General features: G+C 70.0%; 4 protein-coding genes and 1 pseudogene. 2 read left to right on the top strand and 3 right to left on the bottom strand.

What is annotated here, in order from left to right; all coding sequences use genetic code 11:
* Positions 1-722, bottom strand: a pseudogene (locus G6018_RS01500) (cyclopropane fatty acid synthase); the annotation flags it as partial.
* A 224-nt stretch (positions 723-946) separates the two neighbouring features.
* Between G6018_RS01500 and G6018_RS01495 the strand changes: the two are divergent.
* Entirely contained in the window at positions 947-2,371 is a 1,425-nt protein-coding gene (locus G6018_RS01495) for an NAD(P)/FAD-dependent oxidoreductase (protein ID WP_182638531.1), read from the top strand.
* Between the two features lie 145 nt (positions 2,372-2,516).
* Here G6018_RS01495 and G6018_RS01490 read toward each other — a convergent pair whose 3' ends face one another.
* Both G6018_RS01490 and G6018_RS01485 read right to left on the bottom strand, forming a co-directional pair.
* Positions 2,517-2,933 carry a PaaI family thioesterase gene (locus G6018_RS01490; protein ID WP_182638530.1) on the bottom strand — a complete coding sequence of 139 codons (417 nt, stop codon included), beginning with the start codon at positions 2,931-2,933 and terminating at the stop codon, positions 2,517-2,519.
* 174 nt (positions 2,934-3,107) lie between these two features.
* Positions 3,108-3,872: a hypothetical protein gene (locus G6018_RS01485; protein WP_182616261.1), complete on the bottom strand. Its 765-nt coding sequence runs from the start codon at positions 3,870-3,872 to the stop codon at positions 3,108-3,110.
* A gap of 296 nt (positions 3,873-4,168) precedes the next feature.
* On the opposite strand from G6018_RS01485, the gene gndA reads away from it, so the two are divergent.
* Positions 4,169-5,641, top strand: coding sequence for an NADP-dependent phosphogluconate dehydrogenase (gene gndA / locus G6018_RS01480; RefSeq protein WP_179525228.1), 1,473 nt, complete (start codon positions 4,169-4,171; stop codon positions 5,639-5,641).
* The last annotated feature ends 158 nt before the right edge of the window (positions 5,642-5,799 follow it).

Here is a 5,799-nt window from a genome sequence, read left to right as displayed (position 1 = left end):
GCCCCGCGCTCGGCGGCCCGCATCGGCAACTCACCCCACCCGGGAGTGGCGACGAGGGCCCGGGTGCCGGCCCCGACGCCGGCAAGGGTGAGCAGCGTGTCGGCCGACCGCCGTTGGGCGTCCCCCAGGTCGTTGCGCCGGGGGGGCGACGCCGGGACCTCGAGGTGGACCACGTCGGTCCCGTCCTCCATCCGTGCACGGGTGCGTGCACCGGAGGCGAACACGGCGCCCGCCGTCGACATCGTCTCGTCGGTGTAGAGGGAGGTGAGCGCACCGGGAACGGAATCCTCGAGCTCCACCACCACCGGTCCCCCGCGCCGTCGCCCACCACCGGGGCTCCCGCGACCGTCGCGCCCATAGGCTCGTTCACCCGGGTGGGCGCAGTCGGAGTTCCCCGCGATCCACGGGCCGAGGGTTCCTATGGCCGCGCCGAGGTCGGTTGTCGTCCACTCACCGGCCATGTAGGACTCTCCCAGGCCGAGCACCCCGGCGGACGCGAGGCGCGCCCAGAAGCGCTCGGGCTCCCGCAGGACCACTCGAACAGGGGCGTCGTACTCGCCCGCCGCCGTCGAATCCGGGTAGTCGATCCTCAGACCGAGGTCCCTGGTCGACCTCCTCAGGGCCTGGGCGACCTCCCCCGCGGCCTGTCCGCCCATCCCGTCCGGCTCCGCGAGCGCGGGCCAACGATCGAGGTCGACGGTCTGCGGTTCGAGTCTGACCACCGGGTCCCTCCTCAGGGGTGTCGTCAGTGGGACGGTACCGCCGCACGTCGCCCGGGCGGGTCAGGCGCGACGGGGGGAGCGTTCACCGCGGCGAGCCCACTACGTGTGCACCGGCTACCGCATACCACTACCCTGGGGACTCGTTCCCGCGCGTGACCCGCCCGGGGACCCGATCGGCGAGCCCCGCGCTCACCACGACAGTCTCACCTTCACCAGGAGCCGCCATGACCGAGCCCGCACACGACCAGGTCACCGCCACCGCACCGGCCGGACGCCGGCACCGAGTCGTCATCATCGGGTCCGGCTTCGGCGGGCTCTTCGCGGCCCAGCAACTGAAGAAGGCGGATGTGGACGTGACCCTGGTCGCCAAGACCGGGCACCACCTCTTCCAGCCGCTTCTCTACCAGGTCGCGACCGGCATCCTCTCTGTGGGCGAGATCGCCCCGCCCACCCGGCTCATCCTGCGCGACCAGAAGAACGTCACCTGCATCCTCGGTGACGTCAACAAGATCGACGTGGCCGCCAAGACGGTCTACGCCTCGGCCGGTCACATCAAGTTCGACCGCGAGTACGACAGCCTCATCGTGGCCGCCGGCGCCAATCAGTCGTACTTCGGCAACGACCACTTCGAACGCTGGGCCCCCGGCATGAAGACCGTCGACGACGCCCTCGAACTGCGCAGCCGGATCCTCGGCTGCTTCGAGCAGGCGGAGGTCACCGAGGACGACGAGGAGCGCCGCCGCCTCCTCACGTTCATCATCGTGGGCGCGGGACCGACCGGTGTCGAGATGGCCGGGCAGGTCGCGGAGCTGGCCCAGCACACCCTGAAGAACACCTTCCGCCGTATCGATCCCGCCTCCGCCCGGGTGATCCTCCTGGACGCGGCCCCCGCCGTCCTCCCGCCGTTCGGCAACAAACTGGGCAACGCGGCTCGGGCCCGGCTCGAGAAGATGGGCGTCGAGATCCAGCTCAACGCCATGGTCACCGATGTGGACCAGCGCGGGATCGAGGTGAAGGACCCGGACGGTTCGGTCCGCCGGATCGACGCCACCTGCAAGATCTGGTCCGCGGGCGTCCAGGCCAGCACGCTCGGCAAGATGCTCGCCGACCAGACGGAGGCCGAGATCGATCGCGCGGGACGGGTCCTGGTGCAGAAGGATCTCTCGCTGCCCGGGCACCCCGAGATCTTCGTCGTCGGCGACATGATGAGTCTCGACAAGCTCCCCGGCGTCGCACAGGTCGCCATCCAGGGCGGCAAGTACGCCGCGAAGCAGATCATGGCCGAGGTCGAGAAGGGCAGGTCCCCCGCCGAGCGACCGCCGTTCAAGTACTTCGACAAGGGCTCCATGGCCACCGTGTCGCGTTACAGCGCGGTGGTGAAGGTGGGCAGGCTGGAGATCTCCGGATTCATCGCCTGGGTGATGTGGCTCGTGGTGCACCTCGCGTACCTCATCGGGTTCAAGAACCGCCTGACCACCATGTTCTCCTGGGGAATGCACATGGGCGGTGACCACCGCTCCCAGCTGACCTCCACGCAACAGTGGGTCTACGGTCGACAGGCCATCGAGCGCGTGGCGGCCCATGAGAAGGCCCGCTCGGCGGAGGAGGCCCGCGACCGGGCCGTCGAGACCACGTCGATCGGCGACTGAGGCGCGACGACTCAGCCGGTTCGGCGAGTCGATCGGTTCCGGGACGAGCGCCCGGCGGGACATCCCGCCGGGCGCTCTCGCAGTTCTGCCCCGGTTGTCGCCGCGCGCCCCGGGCCGGACAGGGCTTCTCGCCCGGCGACCGGGCCTACTGGAGGTTCGCCAGCCGGACCTGACCCACGGCAGCGAGTCGCCCCTCGTCATCGGTGATCTCGACACGCCACAGCTGCTGGCTGCGTCCCCGGTGCACGGGGGTACCGGTCGCCGTGAGCGTGCCCTCGGTGACGGCCCGCAGGAAGTCGGTCGAGTTGTTGACCCCGACCACCTTGCCCTCACCACCGAGCCACACCGCGCCCGCCACACTCGCGACCTCCTCGGCGATGGCACAGTAGACGCCGCCGTGGACGATCCCGTAGGGCTGGTGCAGGTGCGGCGCGATGTCGACCGAGACCACGACCCTGTCGGGAGTGATATCCCGGTAGTCGATGCCGATCCCGCCGCCGAAACCGGTTCCGGACCGTCCCCGGATCAACTGGATGAACTCGTTCTCGACCGCGTCGGACATCGGACCTCTTCTCCCGGCCCGGGCTGTCCGGGCGATTCGGGTACCGACGCTACCGCGCCTCCGCGTCCGCGCAGCCGAGCCGTGCGGGGTCACGCGCGTCAGGTCAGGTCAGCCGGGCCCAGCGGGCCGGGCCGGGCCAGGCGGGATCAGCGGACCGAGCCGGGTCAGGCGGGATCAGCGGACCGAGCGCCAACCCCTGTCGCGCACCGGGATCGGTCCCGATCCGGGCGTTCGCGGAAGGGCGCTGCGCCGCCGTACCGCCAGACCGGAGTCGTGGAGCGCCTGCAGCACCAGCTGTCCGCGGCGGTATCCGGTCTCCGCACTCGTGTCGGCGAAGGTCGGGACGATCGTCGCGGCACCCAGCACGCACTCCCCGACCACCGACCACAGGGTGTCGACGCTGCAGTTACTCACGCGGGAGAGATCGTCGAACACCGGACTCAGGGTCATGCGTGACCGGCAGGCGAGCCACTGCGCGAGGGCCTGCTCGCACGGCAGGACAACGGTCCCCGGCGATCCCGCGGACGGATCATCACAGAGCAGTCGCAAGGTGGTGTCCCGGACGCCCGCCCAGTCGAGCCCTCCCTCGATGTCGGTGCGGACCGCGAGGTTCTCCGCACCCGTGTCCCACACCCGGCCGATGGTGACGAAGCTCGCGACCGCCCGGCCGATCACCCCGTGGGCGAACGCGTCGGCGACGAGGTACGTCGAGAACCGGATGTCCCCGGACTCCGCGAAGTAGTTGCGGAACATCGTCTCGACACGTCCGCCGTCCACCGCACGCTCCAGCGGAACCCACCGGCGGCGGGACTGGGTACCGAGATCCGCGATCGAGTAGAACTTCGGGTATCCCGGTCTGAACCCGGCGAGTATCTCGACCGTGTCGTCGAACACCGTGCGCGTACCCACGATCTGTGTGGGCAGCATGGAGCTGGTCATGTCTGCTGCTTCCCCCTCGCTGATCACTTCTCACTCGGGCCGCCTGCACACCGGCGCCACACCGCGGCGCGTTTCCCCCCGTTCCGCGGGTGCACCGGTGTCCCGGCCCGGTAATAAGTGATACAACACACCACCTCGTACAACCAAGGGTTTCGGACCGGTTCCGGCAATCGTTGCACTCAGTGCACCACTGACCTGTCAGCAAACACTCAGGTTCGCGGATGCCCGCCGGACGGCCCGTCTCCCCCATCGATGCAGGTCCACTGCCCGGGAACCCGTGGACTACTCTGAGACACATGAGTACTGAGCGCGAGGACGCGCAGCCGACCTCAGACACCAACGGGACCGCCGACATCGGAGTCACCGGACTCGCCGTGATGGGCTCGAACATCGCACGGAACTTCGCCCGCCACGGGTACACGGTCGCCGTACACAACCGCTCCGCCGGCAAGACCGACGCTCTCCTGGACGAGCACGGCCGGGACGGGGACTTCGTCCGCACCGAGACCATCGAGGAGTTCGCCGCCGCACTCCGGTCGCCGCGACGTGCGCTCGTCATGGTTCAGGCCGGGGCACCCACCGACGCGGTGATCGACGCCCTCGCCGAGGCGTTCGACGAGGGCGACATCATCATCGACGGGGGCAATTCCCTCTACACCGACACCATCCGCCGGGAGAAGGCGATGGCCGACCGCGGGATCCGGTTCATCGGCGCCGGGATCTCCGGCGGCGAGGAGGGCGCCCTCGAGGGCCCGTCCATCATGCCGGGTGGCCCGGCCTCCAGCTACGAGGTCGTCGGGCCCATGCTCGAGGACATCTCCGCCAAGGTCGACGGGACCGCGTGCTGCACCCACATCGGCGAGGACGGTTCCGGTCACTTCGTGAAGATGGTGCACAACGGGATCGAGTACTCGGACATGCAGCTCATCGGCGAGGCGTACCACCTCCTGCGCGGTGTGGCGGGGATCGAGCCTGCGGCCATGGCCGAGGTGTTCCGCGAGTGGAACACCGGCGAACTCGACTCCTACCTGATCGAGATCACCGCGGAGGTGCTCGCCCAGGTGGACGCCGAGACCGGGTATCCCCTGGTCGACGTGATCGTCGACCGCGCGGGCCAGAAGGGCACCGGCCGCTGGACGGTCAAGTCCGCACTGGATCTGGGAGTCCCGGTGACCGGTATCGCCGAGGCCGTCTTCGCCCGCGCCCTGTCCAGTTCGGTACCGCAGCGCGAGGCGGGCCGCGCGCTGCCCTCCGGCGCGGTGTCGACCCCGAGCGGCACCGGCCCAGAGTTCATCGAGGACGTCCGGCGCGCGCTCTACGCGTCGAAGGTCATCGCCTACGCTCAGGGATTCGACCAGATCACCGCTGCCACCGCCGAGTACGGGTGGGATGTGGCGAGGGGTGACCTGGCCACGATCTGGCGTGGGGGATGCATCATCCGCGCCACCTTCCTCGACCGCATCCGCGAGGCCTACGCGGAGAACGCCGATCTCCCCACTCTCCTGGCCGCCCCCTACTTCGCCGAGGCGCTCGCCGACTGCGTCGACAGCTGGCGGCGCGTCGTCACCACGGCGGTGACCGCGGGTATCCCGGCGCCCGGGTTCTCCGCGGCCCTGGCCTACTACGACGGGCTCCGGACCGAACGACTGCCCGCCGCGCTCATCCAGGGACAGCGCGACTTCTTCGGCGCCCACACGTACCTGCGGACCGACCGCGAGGGCAGCTTCCACACTCAGTGGAGCGGCGACCGTACGGAGGTGCGGGCCTGACCGGGCCGGCTCGGACCGATCTGGGCCGTCTACTCGCCGGGCTCGGCGTCGCGGTCCCGGTCAGACACGCCGTCTCCACCGTCGTCGACGGCCCGGCGAGCGCGATCCAGATCGCCGCGCTCGACGACGCCGTCGCGGGCCGCGACCTCCTCGCGGTC

This window comes from Dietzia sp. DQ11-44, assembly GCF_014145205.1.
GTDB lineage: Bacteria > Actinomycetota > Actinomycetes > Mycobacteriales > Mycobacteriaceae > Dietzia > Dietzia natronolimnaea.
The sequence above is the reverse complement of the archived record's forward strand: the minus strand, read 5'-3'. Positions and strand labels throughout refer to the sequence as shown.